This window comes from Prauserella rugosa (genome assembly GCF_000719975.1).
In the GTDB taxonomy this organism is placed as follows: Bacteria; Actinomycetota; Actinomycetes; order Mycobacteriales; family Pseudonocardiaceae; genus Prauserella; species Prauserella rugosa.
This window is the reverse complement of sequence record NZ_JOIJ01000001.1, coordinates 288,031-309,631: the sequence shown is the minus strand read 5'-3', so window position 1 is coordinate 309,631 and position 21,601 is coordinate 288,031. Positions and strand designations below refer to the sequence as shown.

At 70.3% G+C, this 21,601-nt stretch carries 20 protein-coding genes and 1 tRNA gene; 14 read left to right on the top strand and 7 right to left on the bottom strand.

What is annotated here, in order from left to right:
• Window positions 1–61: 61 nt before the first annotated feature.
• On the bottom strand, window positions 62–1,258 hold the full coding sequence (locus tag IF64_RS0101520) for an FHA domain-containing protein (RefSeq protein ID WP_030530148.1): 1,197 nt from the start codon (window positions 1,256–1,258) through the stop codon (window positions 62–64).
• A gap of 135 nt (window positions 1,259–1,393) precedes the next feature.
• On the opposite strand from IF64_RS0101520, the gene IF64_RS0101515 reads away from it, so the two are divergent.
• From IF64_RS0101515 to IF64_RS0101475, 9 genes are all read left to right on the top strand, one after another.
• Window positions 1,394–1,476: transfer RNA gene (locus tag IF64_RS0101515), tRNA-Leu, on the top strand.
• A gap of 469 nt (window positions 1,477–1,945) precedes the next feature.
• Window positions 1,946–2,995, top strand: coding sequence for a trans-sulfuration enzyme family protein (locus IF64_RS0101510; RefSeq protein ID WP_030530147.1), 1,050 nt, complete (start codon window positions 1,946–1,948; stop codon window positions 2,993–2,995).
• A gap of 174 nt (window positions 2,996–3,169) precedes the next feature.
• A complete protein-coding gene (locus IF64_RS0101505) occupies window positions 3,170–4,594 on the top strand; it encodes an ABC transporter substrate-binding protein (protein ID WP_246134923.1) in 1,425 nt (474 codons plus the stop codon).
• A gap of 11 nt (window positions 4,595–4,605) precedes the next feature.
• On the top strand, window positions 4,606–5,553 hold the full coding sequence (locus tag IF64_RS0101500) for an ABC transporter permease (protein WP_030530145.1): 948 nt from the start codon (window positions 4,606–4,608) through the stop codon (window positions 5,551–5,553).
• Window positions 5,553–6,362 (top strand): ABC transporter permease, encoded by an 810-nt coding sequence (locus IF64_RS0101495; RefSeq protein ID WP_030530144.1) that lies wholly within the window; start codon window positions 5,553–5,555, stop codon window positions 6,360–6,362. The genes IF64_RS0101500 and IF64_RS0101495 overlap by 1 nt, the downstream gene beginning before the upstream one ends.
• Window positions 6,363–6,445: 83 nt before the next feature.
• On the top strand, window positions 6,446–7,189 hold the full coding sequence (locus tag IF64_RS0101490; RefSeq protein WP_030530143.1) for an ABC transporter ATP-binding protein: 744 nt from the start codon (window positions 6,446–6,448) through the stop codon (window positions 7,187–7,189).
• 53 nt (window positions 7,190–7,242) lie between these two features.
• Window positions 7,243–8,001 (top strand): ABC transporter ATP-binding protein, encoded by a 759-nt coding sequence (locus IF64_RS0101485; RefSeq protein ID WP_030530142.1) that lies wholly within the window; start codon window positions 7,243–7,245, stop codon window positions 7,999–8,001.
• 2 nt (window positions 8,002–8,003) lie between these two features.
• On the top strand, window positions 8,004–9,350 hold the full coding sequence (locus IF64_RS0101480; protein ID WP_030530141.1) for an amidase: 1,347 nt from the start codon (window positions 8,004–8,006) through the stop codon (window positions 9,348–9,350).
• Window positions 9,351–9,458: 108 nt separating this feature from the next.
• Window positions 9,459–10,301, top strand: coding sequence for a mycofactocin-coupled SDR family oxidoreductase (locus tag IF64_RS0101475; protein ID WP_030530140.1), 843 nt, complete (start codon window positions 9,459–9,461; stop codon window positions 10,299–10,301).
• Window positions 10,302–10,310: 9 nt separating this feature from the next.
• Here the strand turns inward: IF64_RS0101475 and IF64_RS0101470 are convergent, their stop codons facing one another.
• Window positions 10,311–11,321 (bottom strand): MsnO8 family LLM class oxidoreductase, encoded by a 1,011-nt coding sequence (locus IF64_RS0101470; protein WP_030530139.1) that lies wholly within the window; start codon window positions 11,319–11,321, stop codon window positions 10,311–10,313.
• A gap of 96 nt (window positions 11,322–11,417) precedes the next feature.
• Window positions 11,418–12,275, bottom strand: a complete 858-nt coding sequence (locus IF64_RS0101465; RefSeq protein ID WP_030530138.1) for an HpcH/HpaI aldolase/citrate lyase family protein — start codon at window positions 12,273–12,275, stop codon at window positions 11,418–11,420.
• 592 nt (window positions 12,276–12,867) lie between these two features.
• On the opposite strand from IF64_RS0101465, the gene IF64_RS0101460 reads away from it, so the two are divergent.
• Window positions 12,868–13,533: a hypothetical protein gene (locus IF64_RS0101460; RefSeq protein WP_030530137.1), complete on the top strand. Its 666-nt coding sequence runs from the start codon at window positions 12,868–12,870 to the stop codon at window positions 13,531–13,533.
• Between the two features lie 129 nt (window positions 13,534–13,662).
• Window positions 13,663–14,316 carry an NAD(P)H-binding protein gene (locus IF64_RS0101455; RefSeq protein WP_030530136.1) on the top strand — a complete coding sequence of 218 codons (654 nt, stop codon included), beginning with the start codon at window positions 13,663–13,665 and terminating at the stop codon, window positions 14,314–14,316.
• Here the strand turns inward: IF64_RS0101455 and IF64_RS0101450 are convergent.
• Complete coding sequence (locus IF64_RS0101450; RefSeq protein WP_030530135.1) at window positions 14,303–15,610, bottom strand: D-arabinono-1,4-lactone oxidase; 1,308 nt, start codon at window positions 15,608–15,610, stop codon at window positions 14,303–14,305. The genes IF64_RS0101455 and IF64_RS0101450 overlap by 14 nt on opposite strands.
• 84 nt (window positions 15,611–15,694) lie before the next feature.
• Here IF64_RS0101450 and IF64_RS0101445 point away from each other — a divergent pair, with 84 nt between their 5' ends.
• Window positions 15,695–16,882, top strand: a complete 1,188-nt coding sequence (locus IF64_RS0101445) for an amino acid deaminase/aldolase (protein WP_036875519.1) — start codon at window positions 15,695–15,697, stop codon at window positions 16,880–16,882.
• Between the two features lie 68 nt (window positions 16,883–16,950).
• Here the strand turns inward: IF64_RS0101445 and IF64_RS0101440 are convergent, their stop codons facing one another.
• The 3 genes from IF64_RS0101440 to IF64_RS25090 form a co-directional block, all read right to left on the bottom strand.
• Window positions 16,951–17,577, bottom strand: a complete 627-nt coding sequence (locus IF64_RS0101440; protein WP_030530133.1) for a TetR/AcrR family transcriptional regulator — start codon at window positions 17,575–17,577, stop codon at window positions 16,951–16,953.
• A gap of 428 nt (window positions 17,578–18,005) precedes the next feature.
• Window positions 18,006–18,458 (bottom strand): hypothetical protein, encoded by a 453-nt coding sequence (locus IF64_RS0101435; protein ID WP_030530132.1) that lies wholly within the window; start codon window positions 18,456–18,458, stop codon window positions 18,006–18,008.
• A 13-nt stretch (window positions 18,459–18,471) separates the two neighbouring features.
• Window positions 18,472–18,891 (bottom strand): hypothetical protein, encoded by a 420-nt coding sequence (locus IF64_RS25090; protein WP_036875518.1) that lies wholly within the window; start codon window positions 18,889–18,891, stop codon window positions 18,472–18,474.
• 430 nt (window positions 18,892–19,321) lie between these two features.
• Here IF64_RS25090 and IF64_RS0101425 point away from each other — a divergent pair, with 430 nt between their 5' ends.
• Both IF64_RS0101425 and IF64_RS0101420 read left to right on the top strand, forming a co-directional pair.
• The gene (locus tag IF64_RS0101425) at window positions 19,322–20,629 is read left to right on the top strand and encodes an NsdA family TPR-like regulatory protein (RefSeq protein ID WP_425468484.1); all 1,308 of its coding nucleotides are present in this window, start codon (window positions 19,322–19,324) and stop codon (window positions 20,627–20,629) included.
• Window positions 20,617–21,501, top strand: coding sequence for a phosphotransferase enzyme family protein (locus IF64_RS0101420; RefSeq protein ID WP_030530130.1), 885 nt, complete (start codon window positions 20,617–20,619; stop codon window positions 21,499–21,501). The genes IF64_RS0101425 and IF64_RS0101420 overlap by 13 nt, the downstream gene beginning before the upstream one ends.
• Window positions 21,502–21,601 lie beyond the last annotated feature (100 nt).

Here is a 21,601-nt window from a genome sequence, read left to right as displayed (position 1 = left end):
GGGATTGGGAGAAAACCCGGGTTCTTCTCCGCTCGAAGCGGGCAGGCGAACCCGGATCCGTTCAGCCCTGGGTACGGAACACCAGCGACGAGTGGCCGACGCGGATCACGTCCCCGTCCGCCAACTGCCAGGTCTGGACCGGAGTTCCGTTGACCGTCGAGCCGTTGGTCGAGCCGATGTCGGCGAGCGTCGCGCTCTGGCCGTCCCAGGTGATCTCCAGGTGCCGACGCGAGACGCCCGTGTCCGGCAGGCGGAAGTCGGCGTCCTGGCCGCGGCCCACGACGTTGCTGCCCTGCTTGAGCGAGTAGTTGCGGCCCGAGCCGTCGTCGAGCTGCAGCATCGCCGTCAGCGCACGCGGGGGAGCACCCGCGGGCGCGCCGGGGGCACCGGGCGGAGGCGGGTAGGCGCCGCCCTGGCCGTACGGGTCCTGGGCCGGCTGGCCGTAGGGGTCGGACTGCGGAGCCGGCGCCTGTGCCGGGTAGCCCCCGGGCGGGCTCGGCGGAGCCGCGTATCCCTGGTCGTACCCGGGCTGTCCGTAACCGGCGTACGGGTCCTGGCCGGGCTGCGGCTGACCGTAACCGGGGTCGAAGCCGCCGGGCTGCGGCTGGCCGTAACCCTGGTCGTAGCCGCCCTGGCCGTACTGGTCGTACCCGGGCTGGCCGTAACCCTGGTCATAACCACCCTGGCCGTACTGGTCGTACCCGCCGGGCTGGCCATAGCCCTGGTCGTAACCGGGCTGTCCCTGTCCGTATCCGTACTGGCCCTGCTGGCCGTACGGGTCACCCTGGTCGTACTGGCCGTAGCCGCCGGGCTGGCTCATTGCTCGGTCTCCTGCGTCGCTGGTTCGTGCCGGCCGTGCGTGACCTCCGCCGCCAGATGCTGTGACGTCGGGATCAACGGTCGAGCGGGTCTTGAACTGTCCAGTATGCAGCGCGTCGTTGCGCTCTAGCGAAACTACGACGTCACCATAGGTGTCCCAACCGTGTTCGGACAGATGCTGTGAGACGGCATCCGCCAGCAAACTGGTGACCCGCTGTTCGTCCCCCGCCATCCGGTCGTGATCTGCAGCACCCAAGGACACGATGTAGTGGTTCGGAGCGAGCTTGCGCCCACCCGCGAGCTCACGAACGTTGTCCTCACTCTCACGCTCCAGACTGTGCGCCACTTCCTGAGTGACCACGTTGCCACCGAACATCCGTGCGAAGGTGTTGCCTACAAGGTTCTCCAGGCGCCGGTCAAAACGCTGAACGCGACCCATTCCGGACAACCTCCTCCCCTTGTAGGTTCCTCCCCGCGATCGATCGTATCTGGGTTTCGCGGTCGTGACACCGGGGCCGGTGAAACGGCCCGAAACGGCCTGCTACGCTATTGGAGCTGCCGCAGAGAGGCACTCGCGCGAGTGGCGGAATGGCAGACGCGCACGGTTCAGGTCCGTGTGTCCGAAAGGACGTGTGGGTTCAACTCCCACCTCGCGCACGTAAGCTGAAACGCCCCTTGCTCACGCAAGGGGCGTTTCGCTTTGTCAGCTTCCGTGGATGACTGTGGGGCCAAGCCCCACGCCCCAGCCGGGGGCACGCCCCCGGACCCCCATCGTTGCTGGGCACGTCCCGGATCTCCCGTTCCGCTGGGTACGTCCCGGGTCCACATCGCGCTGGGCGCGGCAGATCTCTCCCGTTGGGCACGTCCTGGTCCTTCGGCCCCGCTGGGCGCTCGCCCGGGGCTTTTTCTGCTGGGTGTCGGTGTCGGGGTGGACGGTGGGCGACTCAGGTCACACCATCGGGTCAAAAGTGGGGCCGCGTTCGTTGTCCGCCCCTGTGCGCCCTGTCCGCCCCTGTGCGCCGTTGTTCGCGGTGTTCGCCGTTGGCGAACCCGGTCACCGCGAGGCCCGCGTTAGCTCGCTCTCGTCGGCGCGCCTGCCACCGGAGCCGTCGTTACCGTTAGCAACGTGAACGATTCGTGGTCTCCCCGTACCCGCGCCATCCTCGCCGGACGTCCCGACGCCGCCGACGGACAGCCGGCCAACGTCCCGCTCGTCCCCGCCAGCGCGCTGGGACTCGACTACTCCCGCGAGGTCGGCACGCCCACGTGGGCGGCGTTCGAAGAGGCGGTCGGCGCCCTCGAAGGCGGCACCGCCACGGCGTTCGCCTCCGGCATGGCCACCGTCACCGCCGTCCTCGACCTGTTGCCCGCGGGCGCCACCATCGCCGTGCCCGTCTACAGCTACACCGGCACGCGGGGTGCACTCGACCACGCCCAGAAGCAGGGCAAGCTCACCGTCCGGCGCATCGAACCCACCGACACGGCGGCCTGGATCACGGCCGCGGGCGAGGTGGATCTGCTGTGGCTCGAGACGCCCACCAATCCCACGCTCGACGTGATGGACCTCGACGCGATCCTGTCCGCGGTCGCCCAGTCCGAACGCCGGCCGCTCACCGTCGTCGACAACACCTTCGCCACGCCGCTCGGCCAGCAGCCACTCGCCCTCGGTGCCGACCTCTCCGTGCACAGCGCCACCAAGTTCATCGGGGGACACAGCGACCTGCTCCTCGGCGTCGTCGTGGCCGGGCGCGACGACCTCGCCACCGCCGTCCGCGAAGCCCGCACCCGCACCGGCGCGACGCCGGGGACCCTCGAGTCGTGGCTCGCCCTGCGCGGACTGCGGACCCTCGGGGTGCGGCTGGCGGAGGCGTCCAGGACGGCGGAGTTCCTCGTCGACCGGCTCGCCTCGCACCCGGCCGTGACGCGCGTGCGCTACCCGGGCTCCGGCGCGATGGTGGCTTTCGAACTCGCCGACGGCGATGCGGCCGAGCGTGCCTGCGCGAAACTCGAACTCATCCACAACGCCACCAGCCTCGGCGGGGTGGAGACGACCGTCGAGCGGCGCGCGCACCTTCCCGGCGACTCCCACGTGCCCGCCGGACTGCTGCGGCTGAGCGTCGGCCTCGAGGACTCGGAGGATCTGTGGCGTGATCTCGAGCGTGCGCTCGGCGCATGAGGTCTTGACCACCGGTCGGCGCGGTGCGAACCTCAGCCATTCCTGATCACCTCGGGAGGCGTCGGAATGGCACGGTGTCGTCGGAGACCTCCACGCCGGTCGGCGCGGAAGGGCGTGGCGCTCACGTGTGCCGCCGCGTTCGCCGTGTCCGCGTGCACCGCGGGGTCGACGGCGATGGTGAGCGACGACCCGTCGACGCTGGCCGTCGGATTCACCGCCGAGCCGCAGAACTTCGACTTCACCACCACCGACGGTGCCGCCATCCCGCAGGCGTTGCTCTACAACGTCTACGAGACGCTGGTGAAGGTCGACGAGCACGGTGACATCAAGGGGTTGCTGGCCGAGTCGTGGACGGTCGGCGACGGCGGCCGGGTGTACGACTTCCACCTGCGCGACGACGCGCAGTTCAGCAACGGCGAACCGTTCACCGCCTCCGACGTCAAGTTCTCGATCGAACGCGTCCAACAGGACTGGACCATCTCGCTGAAGTCGGCGATGGACGTCGTCGACCGCGTCGAGGTGGTCGACGATCATCACGCGCGGGTGGTGCTGAACGAGCCGAGCAACTCGTGGCTGCGGACCATGACCACCCGCATCGGTGCGATGTTCGATCCGTCCGGCGTGGCCGACCTGGCAGGCGATCCGGTGGGAACCGGCCCCTACGACGTCGAGAGCCGCAGGCGTGGCGATTCGGTCGTGTTGACCCGCAACCCCGAGTACACCCGTCTCGAACCCGCCTACTCGACGGTGGTGCTGAAGTACTACGCCGACGCCACGGCGCTGAACAACGCGCTGCTGTCCGGCGGTATCGACGTGATCTCCGGGGTGACGGCGCCGGACTCACTGCCGCAGTTCGAGGCCGACAACCGGTTCCGCGTACTGCAGGGCACGACGAACGGCGAGGTGGTGCTGGCCTACAACAACCGGCGGGCGCCCCTCGACGACGTCCGCGTGCGCAAGGCCCTGACCTACGCCATCGACCGGAAGGCGTTGCTGAACGCCGCGTGGGCTGGCCGCGGCGAGCTGATCGGCAGCATGGTCGCCCCGACCGACCCGTGGTTCGAGGACCTGTCCGGGCGGTACCCGCACGACCCCGAACGGGCGCGGAGGCTGTTGCGGGAGGCAGGCCACGAGTCGTTGCGGCTGAACCTGCGCATCGCGAACCTGCCGTACGCGGTGTCGTCGGCGCAGGTGGTCGCCTCGGACCTGGCGAAGGTGGGCGTGCACGTCGACATCGAACCGCTCGACTTCCCCGCCGTGTGGTTGCAGCAGGTGTTCACCGACGCCGACTACGACCTGTCGATCGTGCAGCACGTGGAACCGCAGGACATCACGACGTTCGGCGATCCGGACTTCTACTGGGGGTACGACAGTCCGCGGGTGCAGCGGCTTCTCGACGAGGCCGACAGCGGGCCTGCGCAGCGGTACGTCGGGGCCATGCGGGAGGTCGCCAGGACGTTGTCCGACGACGCCGCGGCGAACTGGCTGTTCCTGTTCCCCAACATCGTGGTCGCCAAGACGGAGGTGCAGGGGCTGCAACGCAACCAGGTGAGCGAGTCGTTCGACCTCACCCAACTGCGACGGCAGGGACAGCGATGACAGGGGCGACGATGACCGCATGGCCGTTGCTGCGCCGGACGGCGATCTTCGTCGCCAGCGTGCTCGTCGCGTCGATCGTGGTGTTCGCGTTCATGGCGGTGCTGCCAGGTGACCCGGCGCAGGTGGCGCTCGGGGTGAACGCCACACCCGAACTCGTCGAGCAGACCCGGCAGGAGTTCGGGCTGGACCGCCCACTGGTGGTGCAGTACCTCGACTGGGTGGGCGGCCTGCTGACCGGCGACTTCGGCACGTCGTACGTGACGAAGGAGCCGATCGGGCCGCAGCTGGTCGACCGGCTCGGGGTCACGCTCTGGCTGGTGGGTGCGGGCATGCTGATCGCGTTGGCGATCGCGGTGCCGATGGGTGTGCTCGCCGCGGTGCGGCACCGCAGGCCGAGCGGCGTCGCGGTGTCGGCGGCCGCGCAGCTGGGTGTCGCCGTGCCCGCGTTCCTGGCCGGCATCATCCTGGTGCAGATCTTCGCCGTGCGGCTCGGCTGGCTGCCCTCCGGAGGGTGGACGCCGCCCGCCTACGACGTCGGCGAATGGCTGCGGGGACTGATCCTTCCCGCGGTGTCGCTCGGCCTGGTGCAGGGCGCGGTGTTGACGCGGTACGTGCGCTCGGCCGTGCTCGACGTGCAGCGGGAGGACTTCCTGCGCACGGCCCGCGCGAAGGGACTGCGCCCCCAGGCCGCGCTGGTGCGGCACGGTCTGCGCAACGCCGCGGTGCCCGTCGTCACGGTCCTCGGTCTGCAGCTCGCGACGTTGCTGGTCGGTGCCGTCGTCATCGAGCGGGTGTTCGTGCTTCCGGGACTGGGCAGCATGTTGCTCGACGCCGTCGCCGCGCGCGACCTGCTGACCGTGCAGGCGATCGTGCTCGTGCTCGTGGTGGGTGTGCTGCTGGTGAACTTCCTGGTGGACGTCGCCTACACGCTCCTCGATCCTCGGCTGCGGAGGTCGTGATGCGCGGAAACCTCGTCGCGGGTGCGGTCCTGGTCGGAGTGGTCGTGGCGGTCGCTCTCGTGTCGTTCGTGTGGACCCCGCACGATCCGCTGGCCGTCGACGCGAGTGTGCGGCTGCTCGGCCCGACGGCCGACCACCTACTGGGGACCGACAAGTTCGGCAGGGACGTCGCCAGCCAGCTGATGGTGGGCGCGCGCACCACGTTGTACGTGGGCATCGTCGCCGTGGGCCTGGCCGCGGTGGTGGGCGTGCCGCTCGGCGTGCTCTCGGCGATGGGGCCGCGGTGGCTGGGGGAGCTGGTGATGCGCACCAGCGACCTCGTACTGGCGTTCCCCGCGTTGTTGCTGGCGATCATGCTCGGCGCGGTCTACGGGGCGAGCACGTTGACGGCGATGATCGCGATCGGGGTGTCGACGGTGCCGTCGTTCGCGCGCGTCGCGAGGGCGGGCACGTTGCAGGTGCTGTCCCGCGAGTACACGTTGGCCGCGCGGGCGGGTGGGCGTTCGCGGTCGTGGATCGCGTGGCGGCACGTGTTGCCGAACATCTCGAGCATGGTGGTGGTGCAGGCTTCGGTGTCGTTCGCGATCGCCGTGCTGGCCGAGGCGGCGTTGTCGTTCCTCGGCTTCGGCACGGCCCCGCCGACGCCGTCGTGGGGCCGCATGCTGCAGGAGTCGCAGGAACTGCTCGCCGTCGACGCGCGGTTGGCGCTCGTGCCCGGCGCGGCGATCGCCGTCGCGGTGCTCGGATTCAACCTCCTCGGCGACGGCCTCCGTGACCGCTTCGATCCGCGGGTGGAGGTACGCCGATGACACAAGGTGACTACTCCCAAGGGCCCTATGGTCGCGTTGAACGCAACTATGGGGCCCTTGGGAGCACCTTCGGGGAGGCGCTGGTGAGCGTCGAGGGACTCACGGTGGCGCAGGGGGAACGGCGGTTCGTCGACGACGTGTCGTTCACGCTCGCCCCCGGCGAACGGGTCGGTCTCATCGGCGCGTCCGGTTCGGGAAAGTCGCTCACCGCGTCGGCGATCATGGGCCTGCTGCCGGAGGGGCTGACCGCGTCGGGCTCGGTGCGGTTCGGCGACCGCGAACTCGTCGGTGCCTCGGAACGCACCCTGTCGCGGCTGCGGGGCAAGGAACTGGGCATGGTGTTCCAGGAGCCGATGACGGCGCTCAACCCGGCGATGCGCGTCGGCAGGCAGGTCGCCGAGGCGCTGACCGTGCACGGCACCTCCCGGCGCGAGGCGACCGATCGCGCCCGCGAACTGCTCGACCGCGTCGGCCTGCCCGAGCGCACCGCCCGCGCCTACCCGCACGAATTGTCCGGTGGGCAACGGCAGCGGGTGCTGCTCGCGGCCGCGCTGGCCAACGACCCGGCACTGCTGCTCTGCGACGAACCCACGACGGCGCTCGACGTCACCGTGCAGGCCCAGGTGCTGGAGCTCATCGCCGAGGCCGTCCGGGAACGCGGCACGACGTTGCTGTTCATCACCCACGACCTCGCCGTCGTGGCCTCGGTGTGCGAACGCGTGCTGGTGTGCCGCGACGGCCGCATCATCGAGGAGGGGCCCGTGCGCGCGGTGTTGTCCGAACCGGAGCACGAGTACACGCGCCGACTCGTGGAGGCGGCACTGTGACCGGCGGACCGAACGACGGCGAGGCCCGAACCGGCACCGCGACCGACGGCGACGTGCTCGTGTCGGTCCGCGATCTCGAACGGACCTACCGAGGTGGCGTGGAGGCGCTGCGTGGCGTGTCCTTCGACGTGCGGCGCGGCAGCCGGTTCGGCATCGTGGGCGAGTCCGGATCCGGGAAGTCCACCGTGGTCCGGCTGCTCGCCGCGCTGGACCGGCCCACCGGCGGCAGTGTCACCTTCGACGGCACGCGCATCGATCACCTGCGCGACCGCGACCTCGGCTTCCTGCGCAAGCGGCTGCAGATCGTCTTCCAGGACCCGATGGGGTCGCTCGACCCGCGGATGCGCGTGCGCGACATCATCAGCGAACCCCTGGGCCGGGCCCGCGGCCGGGACGAGCGCGTCGCCGAACTCCTCGACGCCGTCGGCCTGCCCGGCGATGCGGGCCGCAAGTACCCGCACCAGTTCTCGGGCGGGCAACGGCAGCGGATCTCCATCGCACGTGCGCTCGCGCCCCGGCCGGAGGTGCTGATCGCCGACGAGGCCGTCAGCGCGCTCGACGTGCTGGTCCGCAAACAGATCCTGGACCTGCTCGACCGCTTGGCGGGCGAGTTCTCGCTCACCATGGTGTTCGTATCGCACGACCTGGGCGTCGTGCGCAGGGTGTGCGACGAGGTGGCCGTCATGCGACGCGGCGAGATCGTCGAGCAGGGCCCGGTCGCCGACGTCTACGACGCGCCGCGCAGCGAGTACACGCGCAGTCTCGTCGCCGCGGCGCCCACGCTCGAGACGGTGCTGTCCGAAAAGGAGTGACGATGTCCGATCCCGTGATGATGTCGGCGACCGAACTGGTGGCGGCCTACCGTGCAGGCAGCCTGTCCCCGGTCGAGGCGACCGATGCCGTGCTCGACCACATCGACGCGCGGGAACCGGAGTTGCACGCGCTCTACGCCTACGACCCCGATGCGGCCCGTGCGGCGGCGAAGGCGTCCGAACGGCGCTGGGCCGACGGCGCACCGGCCGGGCCGATCGACGGTGTTCCCCTGACGTTGAAGGAGAACATCGCCACCCGTGGGACGCCCAAGCCGATGGGCACCGCGGCGAGTGATCACACACCTGCCGCCGAGGACGCACCTGCCGCGTCGCGCGTCCGGGAATCGGGCGGGGTGCTGCTGGCCAAGACGACGATGCCGGACTTCGGCATGCTCACCTCCGGACTGTCCAGTTTCCACATCGCCACCCGCAATCCCTGGGATCACAGCCGCACACCTGGCGGATCAAGCGCAGGAGCGGGGGCGGCGGCCGCAGCCGGGTACGGGCCGTTGCACGTCGGCACGGACATCGGCGGTTCGATCCGGCTGCCCGCAGGATGGTGCGGAATCGTCGGTCTCAAGCCGAGTTTCGGCCGGGTACCGGTGGATCCGCCGTTTCCAGGGCGTGCGGTCGGGCCGATGACGCGCACGGTGGCCGACGCCGCACTGCTGATGCGGGTGCTGTCACTGCCGGACGAACGCGATCACCTGTCGCTGCCGCCCGCGACGCTCGACTGGACGTGCCCACCCGCCGACCCGGCGTCGCTGCGTGTCGGGGTGCAGCTCGACCCCGGTGTCGGGCTGCCGGTCGAACCCGCGGTCGCCGACGCGGTGCAGGCTGCGGCGAGGCGGTTCGCCGACGCCGGCGCCACGGTCGAACCCGTGCGGCCGTGGCTCACCCGCGGGATGATCGACGGACTCGACCGCTTCTGGCGGACCCGCATGCTGTCGGAACTGGCCACGCTCGACGAGTCGAAGGTGCTGCCGTACATCGTCGAGTGGGGGCGGTCGGCGGAGGGACTGTCGGGGGTCGAGGTCTACGACGGTTTCGCGCAGATGGACCGGATCGCTGTCGCGACGCTGCACGCCACGCAGCACTTCGACGTGGTGCTCTCCCCGACGTGCCCGGTGTCGCCGCCGGCGTTCGACGCACCGTCGGCCACCGGTGATCCGTCCCGTCCGTTCGAGCACATCGCGTTCACGGTGCCGTACAACATGTCCGGCCAACCCGCCGTGTCCGTCGACTGTGGACGCACGCCCGACGGCCTTCCCATCGGGCTGCAGATCGCGGGCAGGCGATTCGCCGACGTCGACGTGTTGCGCGCGGCCGCACTCTTCGAACAGCTCTGACCTGCATCTTCCGTTCTTCGAGTGGTCGTAATTCTGCTAATCCTTGACATGGATTAGGCCACGGAGAACACTTCCTCGCGTGTGACGGCGGTCTCAGGGAGGCAAGTGATGGCGGGTCGGATGGCAGGCAAGGTCGCCTTCATCACCGGAGCTGCGCGCGGGCAGGGCAGAAGCCACGCGGTGCGGCTCGCGGAGGAAGGCGCGGACATCATCGCGGTCGACATCTGCGAGGACATCGAAACGGTGACGTCGTGTTACTCGCTGGCCACGCGGGAGGATCTGGCGGGCACGGCGAAGCTCGTCGGTGATCTCGGCCGGAAAGCGGTGACCCAGAAGGTCGACGTGCGCGACCTCGGTTCACTCCAGAAGGCGTTCGACCACGGGCTCGCCGAACTCGGGCGCATCGACACGGTCGTGGCCAACGCGGGGATCGCGACGGCCTTCACCAAGGCGTGGGAGCTCACTCCGCAGCAGTGGAAGGAAATGATCGACGTCAACCTGACCGGCGTCTGGCACACCGCGAAGGTCGCCGTGCCCGCGATGATCGAGGCAGGCAGGGGCGGGTCGATCGTGTTCACCAGCTCCATCGGCGGGTTCAAGGGAATCCAGCACGTCGGGCACTACGTGTCGGCCAAGCACGGCATCGTGGGCCTCATGCGGACCATGGCCAACGAACTCGCTCCGCACGCGATCCGGGTCAACACCGTCCACCCGACCAATGTGGACACCACGATGATCCAGAACCCGGGCGTCTACTCGATGTTCGCACCGGGAGATCCGGAACCGACACAGGACAAGGCGATCCCCGGGTTCACCTCGCTCAACGCACTCGACGTGCCGTGGGTGGAGAGCATCGACATCAGCAACGCGGTGTTGTTCCTCGCCAGCGACGAGGCGCGCTACATCACCGGTGCCACGCTGCCGGTGGACGCGGGCGCCAACATCGTCTGATCCGTCCGGTCAGGCCAGCCTGGCCAGGCGGGTGTAGGAGTCGAGCATGTCGGCGCGGTCGTGGGTGCTCATCGTGATGAGCAGTTCGTCCGCGCCTGCCCGCTCGCTCAGCGTGGACAGCTCCGCGGCGACGTCGTCGGCGGTGCCGTGGATCTGCCCGCGGAGCGCGTCGTCGAGGTAGCGCCGTTCCCGGTCGTCGGGCTCGGGGATGTCCTCGGGTGCGACCAGCGGCGGGAACGCTCCGTCGATGCGGGAACGGACCAACGACCACGCCTCCGGAAGCAGCAGCCTGCGCGCCCGTTCGCGCGTGTCGGCGACCGCGACGGCGGTCGACACGACGACATACGGTTCGGACCACCGCCCGGGTGGATCGGCGCGGTGCTCGCGGCGAGGGCGGAAGCGTTCCCGGTACCGACGGACCCGTTCGGCGAGCCGGTCGTGTCCGCCCGATTCGTCGGTGTGCCCCAGCGGTGCGATGACCAGCGACAGGCCGAGTTCCGCCGCGATGTCCGCGCCCGCACCGGTGGCCAGCACGAAGGTCGGAAGGTGCAGACCTTCGGCGGGAACGGCGTGCACGCGATGCGCACCGTCGAGGTAGCCGAGCAGCTCGCGGACATCGTCGCCGAACCGCGCGGCGTCGGACTTGTCCGCACCCAGTGCGGCGCGCACGGCGCCGGTGAACCCGACCGAACGGCCGAGTCCCATGTCGACCCTGCCTGGATGGAGCGAGGCCAGCGTGCCAAACTGCTCGGCCACGACGAGCGGCCGGTGGTTGGGCAGCATCACCCCACCGGTACCGATGCGGATGGTGGACGTCGCCGCACCGAGCGCCGCGGCCAGCACCGTCGGAGCCGCACCCGCGACCCCCGGCACGCCGTGGTGTTCGGCGACCCAGAACCGGCGATACCCCAGCCGTTCGATCTCGCGGGCGAACTCCACCGTCTCCCGCAGTGCCTCCGCAGGCTCCCGGCCCCTGCGAACGGAGGCCCGGTCGAGCACGGACAACGGCGGAAGACCCACGCCCGGTTCAACAACACCGCCTGCGGCGGGATTCCCACCGCAGGCGGCGCCATCGACCGGGCCGGTCGGGCTGGTCGGACGGCGCGGACGGGGCGGTCAGCGGGCCTTGATGGCCTCGGCGAGGGCCAGCACCCGCTCGGCCTCGGCGACGTGCAGGTTCTCGACCATGCGCCCGTCCACCGTCACCACCGCGTCGCCGTCGCGCTTGGCCTTCTCGAACGCCTCGATCACCTTGCGCGCGCGGGTGATCGCCTCGTCCGACGGAGCGAACACCCGGTTGCACGGTTCGATCTGCCCGGGATGGATCAACGTCTTGCCGTCGAACCCGAACTGTCGCGCCTGGGTCGCCTCGGCCTCGAAACCCTCCAGGTTCTGCACGTCGTTGTAGACACCGTCCAGGATCTGCTTGCCGGCCGCGCGGGCGGCAAGCAGGCTCAGCGACAGTCCAGCGACGAGCGGTGCGCGCCCGGCCGCCGGTTCCGCGTGCAGTTCCTTCGCGAGGTCGTTGGTGCCCATCACCAGGACGGTCAGCCGCTCGCTCGCCGAGGCGATCTCCTCGGCGTGCAGCATCGCCACCGGCGTCTCGAGCATCGCCCAGATCATCGTGTGCTCGGGGGCACCGTTGAGTTCCAGTGCGCGCTCGATCGTCATGACGTCGCGTGCCGAGTTCACCTTCGGCACCACGACGGCGGCGGGCCCGGCCTGCGCCGCGGCCCGCAGATCCGCGTCGTGCCAGTCGGTGTCCAGACCGTTCACGCGGATGGCGACCTCGCGCTTGCCGTAGTCGCCGGACGCGGCCGCCGCGCAGACCCGCTCGCGTGCGGATTCCTTCGCGTCGGGCGAGACCGCGTCCTCGAGGTCGAAGATCAACGCGTCGGCGGGCAGCGTCTTGGCCTTCTCGAGCGCGCGTTCGTTCGCGCCGGGCATGTACAGAACGGAACGGCGCGGTGTCACGCGCGGACCTCCTTGTCGCTGTGGCTGTCGGGGGTTGGGCTGTCGGGTTGGGGTCGGGGTCGTGGGAGTCGGGGTGGTGGGAGCCCATGAGATCGGGGCCGGCTGGCGGTTCGGTGGCGGCGGCAGACGGGGCAGAGAAGGTTCAACCTCCGGTTGAACCTTGTCCGAACCTGTTGCCACCGCGCCCGGGATGTGCTGCCCTGGACCGGTCCGGCATCGCGGTATCGCACTGCCGGCACGGACCAGCGGTAGCCCGGCCACGGCCGACGGAAACCCTAACCGCCCGTCGCAGGCTCATGCAGCGGTGAACGTCACCGTGCAGGCCCGATTTCCCCACGTTTCCCCCGTTCAGTCGCATGTCACCCATACGGCAGCACTGCCGGGCCGAATTTCCGGAACCGCCCACCGACCGATCACCGACCGCTGGGCGCCGTCGATCGCAGCTACCCCGCCAGGCCGCAGACGTCGGCCGTTTTCGGTTGCAATCTGGTTCGGCAGCGCCCGAGAAGGCGCAGCCCGGAGCAGGGGCCGGTATCGCGAAGTGACAGGGCCGACGAAGACGGCCGGCAGACGAGAACGGGGAGGCAGATCCGTGGCGGCGACACCCGGACAGACCACGATCACCAACGGCGCGAACGGAACGCGTTCGGTGCCGAGTCGGGTGGTCCCGCCCGTCGAACTGCCCGAGAACGTCGACGAGCTCGCGGCCGACGCCGCAGCGACCCTCGGCTGGCGCGGCCTCGTGCTGCCGCCGCTGACGATGTTCGGCAGGCGCGTCTACGTCGTGGCGAAGCTGCGCCCCGCCGCGCACGCCGAGCGGATCGCACTCGGCCAGGAGCCGGTCACCGACCGCGCGCAGGTCTCGACCTGGACGTGGCCCGAGCTGGCCGACACGGCACCGCCGCCCGCCGCCGACGTCGTCGGCGTGCTCGCGGTGGCTCGCCACTGGCGGACCGGTCTCGCCGCGACGGTGCCGTTCTCCCGCTACGGCGAGGCCGCCATGGTGCTGCCGCAGTCGATGACGCTCACCCACGACTACGTCGACAACTGCCTGCCCCGCGCCCGTACCTACGGCGTCGCCGTGGTGGCCGCCGACGACGAGGCACACGTGACCCTCGACGTCGAGAGCCACCAGGACCGCATCCTGCTCGGCAGGGACGCCGTGTGGCGCTGGGTCAACGAGGTCGTCTACGAGCGGCTCATCGCCGCCGAGGACGCGGGCGCCGACCCCGCCGAGGAGACCGCCCAGCACGCGTAAGCCCACCGCCGGGCGCCGCCCGACCTGGCGGCGCGCAACATGTGGCGCTCCGCGCCGCTGCATAGGCCCACCCGTCTCCCACCACCGCCCAACCTGTGGCGCTCCGCGCCGCTGCGTAGTCTCGTCAACATGCGTGTTGTCATCGCCGGTGGACATGGAAAGATCGCCCTCCTGCTCGAGAAGCGGCTTGCCGCGAACGGTGATCAGGCCGTCGGCATCGTCCGGAACTCCGACCACATCGACGACCTGCGCGCGGTGAGCGCCGAACCCGCCGTGCTCGATCTGGAGGACGCGACCGTCGACGAGGTCGCATCCGTTCTCGAGGGAGCCGACGCGGCCGTGTTCGCCGCGGGCGCGGGGCCGGGCAGTGGCGCCCCGCGCAAGGAGACCGTCGACCGCGACGCGGCAGTGCTGTTCGCCGACGCGGCCGAACGCGCGGGCGTGCGCAGGTTCGTGCAGATCAGCGCCATGGGCACCGACGGGCCCATCGACGCCGACGCCGTCGGCGAGGTCTTCGCCGCCTACCTGCGGGCCAAGGCCGCCGCCGAGGACGACCTGCGCGCACGCGACCTGGACTGGACCATCCTCCGGCCCGGCGGGCTTACCGACGACCCCGCGACCGGCATGGTGCAGCTCGCCGAGGACGTCCCGCGGGGCAGCGTGCCGCGCGACGACGTGGCCGCCGTGGTCGTGGCCCTGCTCAGCGACGACGTCGCCTTCCGCTCGACGGTCGAACTCACCTCCGGCAACACGCCGATCGCCGAGGCCGTCAGCCGCCTTTGACCGGCCCCAGCACGCGGTCCAGGTAGCCGTTGCGGAACACCCCGCGCGGATCGGTGTCCGCGGCGACGCGCAGAAAGTCGTCGAACCGCGGATACCGCTCCCGCAACGTCGAGGCGTCCAGGTCGTGCAGCTTGCCCCAGTGCGGACGTCCGCCCACCGCGCCCGCGATCGACGCGAACGCCAGGAAGTACTCCCGATAGGGCATGCCGACGTACTGGTGAATCGCCACGTAGGCGGTGTCGCGGCCGTAGGCCGTCGACAACCACACGTCGTCGGCCGCGGCGACCCGCACCTCCGCGGGGAAGGTGACCGGCGTCTGCAGGGTCGGCACCAGCGCGCGGGCTTCCCGGAGGACGTCCCGCACCGATTCGCGCGGCACCGCCCACTCCGACTCGACGAAGCGCACCGACCGTCGGGTCGCGAAGACCCGGTACGACGTGTCGCTGTACGACCGCGTCGACAGGGCCGCCGACGACACCCGGCCCAGCGTGGGCACCAGCGGCGGCACCGCGCGGCCGAGCCTGCACAGCGTGCCGAAGGCCGCGTTCTCGGTGAGCGTGTAGTCGACGAACTCACGCACCCTCGACAGCGGTGCGGCGGGACCCGGCACCCGGTTGTTGCGCTTGACCAGGGCGTTGCGTCCGTAGGGGAACCAGTAGAACTCGAAGTGGTCGTTGCTGTCGGCGTGCTCGTCGAACGACTCGAGCACGCCGTCGAGCGGTTCGGGCCCCTCGTGGGCGGCGAGCACGAACGACGGTTCGCACTGCAGCGTCACCGTGGTGATCACGCCGAGTGCGCCGAGCCCCACGCGTGCCGCGGCGAACAGTTCCGGCTGCTCGTCGGCCGAACACGTCACCACCGACCCGTCGGCCAGCACCAGTTCCAGGCCCCTGACCTGCGTTGCCAGGCCACCGAAGGCCGCACCCGTGCCGTGCGTACCGGTCGAGATGGCGCCGGCGACGGTCTGTTCGTCGATGTCGCCGAGGTTGGTCATCGCCAGCCCGACCCGGGCCAGCTCGGTGTTGAGCCGGTGCAGCGTGGTGCCCGACCGCACGGTGACCAGGCCCGTCTCACGGTCGGCGTCGACGACGCCCGCCCACTCGGTGAGGTCGAGCGCCACCGAGTCGGTGGCCGCGATGCCCGTGAACGAATGGCCGCTGCCCAGCGGGCGCACGCGCATGCCGGCGTCGGCCGCCTGGCGCACGGCGTCGCTGATCTCGGCGAGACTGCGCGGTCTCGGCGTCCGTTGCGGGCTCGCCGTGGCAGTGCCGGACCAGTTCGTCCACGTCGTCACGTGATCACCTGCCTGCGTGAGGGTCGTTCAGTAGTACGTGAATACATTTCGCGTTTCAAGGCATTCTGACGTACGGTAATCGGCGTGACCACCGTGAACGCCGCAGCGTACGACGCAGCGACCAAGGATCTCGACCCTCCATTGGCGGTTGTTGATCTCGACGCGTTCGACGCCAACGCCGACGACCTCGTGCGGCGCGGTGCCGGCACGCCGATCAGGGTGGCCAGCAAGTCGGTGCGCTGCAGGCAGCTGCTCGAACGGGTGCTCGCGAAGCCGGGGTTCCGGGGAGTGCTGTGTTACTCGCTGCCCGAGGCGCTCTGGCTGCACCGCGGCGGTCTCTGCGACGACCTCGTCGTCGCGTACCCGACCGTCGACCACGCCGCGTTACGCGCACTCGCCGCCGACGACGCCGCGCGTGCGGCCATCACGATCATGGTCGACTCGGCCGACCACCTCGACGTCGTGGACGCCGCGCTCGGTCCCGCGCACCCGGAGATCCGCGTCGCCCTCGAGCTCGACGCGTCGTGGCGGCCCGCGCCCGGTCTGCACGTCGGCACGCGCAGGTCACCGGTGTTCCGGCCCCGGTCGGCGCACGCGCTGGCCTCGCAGATCGTGCGCAGGCGCGGCTTCCGGCTCGTCGGCATGATGGCCTACGAGGGGCAGATCGCCGGCGTGCCCGACGGCGGGCGTGGTCCGCAGTCGCGACTGGTCCGCTGGATGCAGCGCCGGTCGGCGGAGGAACTGGCTAGGCGGCGCGGTGCGGCCGTCGCGGCGGTCCGCAGCGTCGCCGACCTGGAGTTCGTCAACGGCGGAGGTACCGGCAGCATCGAGTCGACGGGCCGCGACCGGTCCGTCACCGAGATCGCCGCCGGATCGGGCCTGCTCGGTCCCGGCCTGTTCGACGACTACACCACCTTCACGCCCGCACCCGCGGCGCTGTTCGCCCTGCCCGTGGTGCGCAGGCCGACGGGGAACATCGCGACCGTGTTCGCGGGCGGCTACATCGGCTCGGGACCCGCGCATCCCTCACGGTTGCCGACACCCGTCGCCCCGGCCGGCCTGAGCCTGCTGGGCGTCGAGGGAGCGGGTGAGGTGCAGACACCGGTCAAGGGCAAGGCCGCCGCCGGCCTGCGGCCGGGCGATCGCGTGTGGTTCCGGCACGCCAAGGCGGGCGAGCTTGCCGAACGGTTCACCACCTACCACCTGGTGCGCGGAGCCCAGGTGGTCTCGTCGGTGCCGACCTACCGCGGCGAGGACCAGTCCTTCGGCTGACGGCCAATGCTCCCAAGGGCCCCATAGTCGCGTTCAACGCGACTATGGGGCCCTCGGGGGCTTCCGGGTCAGTCGCCGAAGCGGCTCGCCAGGTAGGTCTTGATGAGCGCCTTGGTCTCGGCGACGACCTTCTCGTCACCTGCCGGATCGGCGCGGAAGGCGAACTTCAGCAGCGAGTCGGCCGCCTCGACGGCGATCGAGATCGGCAGGTCGAGTTCCTCACGCGGCAGGTCGACGTGGCCTGCGACCAGATCGGCCAGCGCGTCGGTGATCACGCCGTTGTTGGTGCGCCGCTCGTCGAGCAGCTGCACGTCGACGACGTCGCCGAAATGCACCTGGGAGAACCCTGGCACGTCGCGGTGCATGTGCAGGTAGATGTCGAGGAGCGCGTCCACGACCTCCCACCAGCTCTGGTGGTCGACGCCGCGCAACCGCTCGCCCACGGCGGTGACGAACCGGTCGAGGTTGCGATGGGTCAGCGCCTGGACGATCGCGCGCTTGTCGGGGAAGAACTGGTACAGCGAGCCCACGGCCACGCCCGCGCGCTTGGCAACGAGTGTCGTGGTCAAGCCGTCGTAACCGACCTCGGCCAGCAACTCGGCGCCGGCGTCGAGCATCCGTTCGACGCGTTTGGCGCTGCGCTCCTGGACCGGTTTGCGGCGGAGTGGCGGCAGATCGGAATGGTTCTCGGACACGTGTGGCTCCCTCACTGTGCGTGGGGAACTCTAACGCCGCCGGTATGCGGTTCACCGTCGAGTGATCATGGATTCGCCGGTCTGTGGGACCGCGGGCCGGTGTCGGTCGGGGGAGGGGGAATCTTCGACACCGGCCCGCGGGGATCGGGGCCCTTGCGTAGGCGGGGAACTACTGCGGGCTACATCCGCGGTCGGGGGATCCGGCCGTCCGAGTTAATCGGGGGTCGGTCCGCGGGATTACCTTGTGAAGTTGTTGACGCGCTGTCGCCGCCCAACCTAACTGGCGATTACTGCGTCCGCCAGCGAACGAAAGACGGGATTTCCGATTAATCCCCGTTGGGAGACCGGCAGCCGACTCGTCTCGCTCGGGGGTACGGACGAGCCGGCCGCCGGCCGGGGACGGGTGACAACCCGTCGTCGTGTGCCGCTTACCGGGTCGGGGAACCGGTCACGGCATGCCGGGCGGACGGCGGCGAAACCAGCGCATGCCTGCCCGTTCGCTCGGAGGGCCCGGGCTGTTCGGGGACCCGGGTGGTCGACTCCGCCGCCGCGTGCGCGGGGGACGCCGCGCGCCTGCGGAGCTTCCGCTTCGTCGGCTGACCGGTGGCCAGCCCGCCTGCCACGAGGTGCTCGTGTGCGACCTGCCACACCGTGCACGGGGCTTTCACCCGGTGCCAGCGGGTCGAACACGTCGGGCAGTCACCGCGGTCGTCGGGCTCGTGTGACCGCAGCATCTCCTTCCATCCGTCGGTCAGTCGGGGCAGCTCCGAACGTGCCACCGAGACGAGCGAGGGCTCGTCGGCACGGTCCGCGAGGTCGGACAGCATGTCCAGCCGTTCCCACACCGCGTTGCGGAGCACTTGGCCGAGGATCTGATCCACTGGGAAGTCACCGTCACCTTTCCGCCAGCTTGGCGGCTTCGCCGAGCGCGGCCCTGAGTTGGCCGAGCTGGGTGCCGGTCAGTCGCGCCGTTTCACCGGGCGGGCCGACCAGCACAACGTCGTCGTTGTCCACGTACACCGTCACGCAGCGTTCGCGGCCGATGAGGTCACCGCACTGCACGCGCCACACGGCCGAACCGTCCTCGGGACGGCGGCCGTCCGGCGTGTGCCGTTCGGCTGTGGGGACCGGGGAGAAGTGCTTCCTGGAGGCGGGAACCGGGGCGTCGACGCCGTCGATGCTGCCGACGCCGTCGAAGTCGGGGGTCGCTCCGACGGTCACGACATCGCCACCGGCCGACGACCGTGCGGCGGACAGGGACGACACGGGCGTGAGTGGCGACGCACCGTGCGGTGCCTGGGATGCCATCTCCACGTCGTCTCCGTCCTGGCGGGTCGTCGGCGTTCGGTTCTCGGTCTCCCGGGGAATCCGGCTGGAACGAATCCGGCTGGAACCCCGTGCGATCGCGGACCGTGTTCGGGCGGTCACGTCGCTTCGGGAACTAGATTGCGATGAATCAAACGACGAAAGAAGGCTCGGTGGGCCGGGCAGCGGCGACCGGCAATGGCTGGCCGTTAAGCGGTCGATCGAGTTCGGCAGAACCGATCAGGGGTCACAAATCGACTTTCGCGCGGTTCAATGTGAAGTGCCTACGCTGCTGACGACGCCCGGAAGGACGGTGGAGGGGCGCATGGACATCTCTGACGAAACGGCGATCACCCGCATCTCCGGTGCCGGTGTGGACCCGGAGAAATCCGAGGCCACCCCGGGCCGCCTGGACCCACAGGTCTGGGAGGGCAAGGAGATGCGTGACGCGCTCGCCGTGCGCAACGTCAGCGAGGTCTATCGCCAACTGCGCAAGCACGGTGTGTCGCAACGCCAGATCGCTGCGATGACCGGCCAGTCGCAGTCCGAGGTCTCGGAGATCCTCAAAGGCCGCCAGGTCATGGCCTACGACGTGCTGGCGAGGATCTCCACCGGTCTGGGCATCCCCCGTGGATACATGGGCCTCGCCTACGACGAGGCCACCGAGATTCAGGTCGCCGGAACATCCGGCGAGCAGCAGGCTGAGGAGGACGAGTCCGTGAAACGGCGGAAGTTCCTCGCGCACGCCGCCCAGGTCACGATGGGTGCCGCGGTCTTCGGATCGTCGGCGGAGGCCTGGGCCGCGAGCCCCGCAAGGACCCCCGCGCCTGGACGGATCGGTGTCACCGACGTCCGGCAGGTCGAGGCCGCGACCAGAGCGTTGCGCGCCCTCGATTACCAGTACGGCGGCGGTTTCTGCCGCGACGCCGTGGTGGCACAGCTGTCCTGGGGGCAGCAGATGTTGCAGTCCAGCAGCACCGAGGTCGTCCGGTCGCGGCTGTTCGTCGCACTGGCCGACCTGCACAGCCTCGCAGGCTGGACGTCGTTCGACACCGGGTTGATCGACTCCGCCCGTGGGCACTTCGCCAACGCGCTCAACCTGGCCAAACAGGGTGACAACCACCCGCTCGTCGCCAACATCCTCTACCGCATGGGCCGCGTCTACCTGGCGCAGGAAGCGCCGAACGACGCGTTGAAGCTCTTCCAGCTCGGCCAGATCGCGGCGCAGGAGTCCGGCTCCGAACTCGCGGTCGCCGTGCTGTGTGCCAACGAGGCGTGGGCCTACGCGATGATGGGCAACGCCGAGCAGGCCGTGAAGCTGCTGGGCAGGACGAGGGACGAGTTCGCGCGCGCCGATCTGGCCAACGCCGAGTCGTGGGTCAAGTTCTTCACCGAGACCGACGTCCACGCCATGGTCGGCACGGTGCACACCGAGCTCGCGCAGGCCGCGGACCCGAGCCACACCAAGTACGCGATTCCGGCGCTGACCAGGGCCATCGACGCCTACAACGACGAGATGGCCCGCAGCAAGGTGTTCAACCTCGGCATGCTGGCCACCAACCACATGATCGACGGCGACATCGACCACGGCGTCCGGATCGGCGGCAAGGCGCTCGACTCGGCCGAGGGGCTCAAGTCGGCCCGCATCGAGCAGCGCATGCAGCCGCTCAAGCAGGAGGCCACGCGCAGGTCGAACAACCCGGACGCCCGGGACTTCGTCGAACGGATGAACGCATTCTTCGCCTAGCCGGCGACCCCTTCGACGACCTGCTCGAAGCCGTCTGCGCACGGCTCGATTCCGACCCTCGCGGTGCCACGCTGCTGCGATTCACCAACAACGCGGTGTACGCCCTGGGCGACCGGCCGGTGGTGGTGCGCATCGTGGGCACGCCAGCGTTGAGTCATCGGGTGGGCAAGGTCGTCGAGGTCGCGAAGCATCTCGAACGGCATGCGGTGCCCGCGGTGCGCCTGGTCGGCGAGGTCGACCAGCCGGTGCGTGTGGGCGACTACCTGGCGACCGTGTGGCACCGCGTGCCCGACGTGGGCAGGCGCGCCGAGCCGGCCGAGCTGGCCGAACTCCTGCGCGCCCTGCACGCCGCGGGCGCTCCGGAGGGCGTGGCCGAGTGGGCGCCGCTGGAGGACGTGCGGGTCCGGATCGCGGCGGCACCCGAACTGTCGGAGTCCGACCGCGCCTTCCTGTCCGACCGGTGCGACGAGCTCGACGCGCTACTGGCGAAGCTCGAGTTTCCGCTGGCAGGCACGCTGGTGCACGGCGACGCGCACGCGGGCAACGTCATCGTCGGCCCCGACGGTCCCGTGCTGTGCGACTTCGACTCGGCGTGCGCGGGACCCCCGGTGTGGGACCTCACGCCCGTCGCCGTGGGCTGCCTGCGGTTCGGTGACCCGCCGTCGTGGCAGCGCGCGCTGGCCGACGGCTACGGCTTCGACGTCACCACGTGGGAGGGCTTCGAGGTGCTGCGCGCGGTGCGGGAGCTCAAGCTCGCCACGAGCGTGCTGCCCATCGCAGGGCGCGACGACCGGGTGCGCGCGGAACTGCACCGGCGCATCGCGGATCTGCGTTCCGGAGACGTGCACCGCCAGTGGGCGCGTTACCGCTGAGGGTGACGACGAGCCTTCATTCGGCGACAGAAACTGACCGTTCGGCGTTTGGGTCCCGAAGCGGTGTTTCACAGTGATGTTCGGTCGGACTGATCGCCGG